This window comes from Mesocryomonas lacus (assembly GCF_055730135.2).
Genome location: NZ_JBUZWE020000044.1, coordinates 1 through 1,685, shown reverse-complemented (window position 1 = coordinate 1,685; position 1,685 = coordinate 1). Strand labels below are relative to the sequence as shown.

Genomic DNA, 1,685 nt, shown 5'->3' with positions numbered 1-1,685 from the left:
TTTCTACAACGCCAACTCCGCCCACCCCTACGAGAACCCGTCGCCGCTCTCGAACTTCCTGACAATCTGGCAGATGCTTGTCGTCTCGGTCGGCGTCGTCTTCGCCTTCGGACACCTCATCGGCGACCGCCGGCAGGCGAGGGCGATCATCGCCACCATGGCGATCCTCCTCGTCGTCGGCGTCGGCATTGCCTACTGGGCGGAGGCCGCCGGCACGCCCTCGCTCGTCGCCGCCGGGATCGACCCCGCGGGCGGCAACATGGAGGGCAAGGAAGTCCGCTTTGGCCTCTCCGCGTCCGCCCTGTTCGCCGGCGTCACGACGGGTCTCTCGGACGGCGCCGTCAACGCCATGCACGGCTCGCTGACGCCGATCGGCGGAATGGTGCCGATGTTCCTGATCCAGCTCGGTGAGATCCTGCCGGGCGGTGTAGGCTCCGGCCTTTACGGCATCCTGGTGATGGCGATCATTGCGGTCTTCGTCGCTGGCCTGATGGTCGGGCGCACGCCGGAATATCTCGGCAAGAAGATCGAGGCCAAGGAGGTGAAGATGGCGGTGCTCGCGATCCTCATCCTGCCGACCGCGATCCTCGGCTTCTCCGCCGTCGCCTCGGTGCTCCCCACCGCGCTTGCCGGTCTCGGCAATGCCGGACCGCACGGCCTCTCGGAAATCCTCTACGCCTACTCCTCGGCGGCCGGCAACAACGGCTCGGCGTTCGGCGGCCTGTCGGCCAACAGCCCCTGGTGGAACACGACGCTGGGCCTTGCCATGCTGCTCGGCCGCTTCGCCTACATCGTGCCGATGATGGCGATCGCCGGCTCGCTGGTCGGCAAGACGCGGCTCGCCGCTTCCTCGGGCACCTTCCCGACCACCGGACCGCTGTTCGTCGGCCTCCTCGCCGGCCTCATCCTGATCCTCGGCGGCCTCCAGTTCTTCCCCGCGCTGGCGCTCGGCCCCCTGGCCGAACACGTGCAGATGATCGGCGGCAAGACCTTCTGATCCCCCCGGGGTGCGCGGCAAGGAGCCGCGCACCCGCCGTCCTTCAAATGACATGCCAGGCGCCTCGCGCCGGCTCCCCCTGAACCCTCGGAGTAAACCCATGGCCGCCTCAACGGCATCCGCCATCGCCTCGCCGGAACTGCTCGGCCGTGCCGCCGTAGACGCCTTCCGCAAGCTCGACCCCCGCCAGCTCGCCAAGAACCCGGTGATCTTTGTCACCGAGATCGTCGCGGCGCTCGTCACCGTGCTGTTCGTGCGCGACGTCCTCGCGGGAAACCCGCTGGCCTTCACCGGCCAAATCATGGCCTGGCTTTGGTTCACCGTGCTCTTCGCCAATTTCGCCGAGGCCGTCGCGGAAGGCCGCGGCCGGGCGCAGGCGGATAGCTTGCGCAAGGCGCGGACCGACACCGTCGCCAAGCGCCTCAGCAGTCCCAAGGACCACGGCGGCATCACAGAGATCTCTGCCCTTCAGCTCAAGGTCGGCGACTTCGTGCTGGTCAAGCCCGGCGACATCATCCCCGGCGATGGCGAGATCGTCGAGGGCATCGCCTCGGTCAACGAGGCGGCGATCACCGGCGAATCCGCCCCCGTGATCCGCGAGGCCGGCGGCGACCGTTCCGCCGTTACCGGTGGCACCACGGTGCTGTCCGACTGGATCGTCGTGCGCATCGTCGCCGCGCCGGGCTCA

General features: G+C 68.5%; 2 protein-coding genes. Both read left to right on the top strand.

The window, feature by feature from the left end; genetic code table 11:
* The coding region (kdpA, locus tag ACZLZY_RS24835; protein ID WP_472936635.1) for a potassium-transporting ATPase subunit KdpA at positions 1-997 on the top strand (997 nt) is incomplete at its 5' end.
* Positions 998-1,097: 100 nt separating this feature from the next.
* Positions 1,098-1,685 (top strand): P-type ATPase actuator domain-containing protein (locus tag ACZLZY_RS24830; RefSeq protein WP_472936634.1); only part of this gene is annotated, 588 nt, incomplete at its 3' end.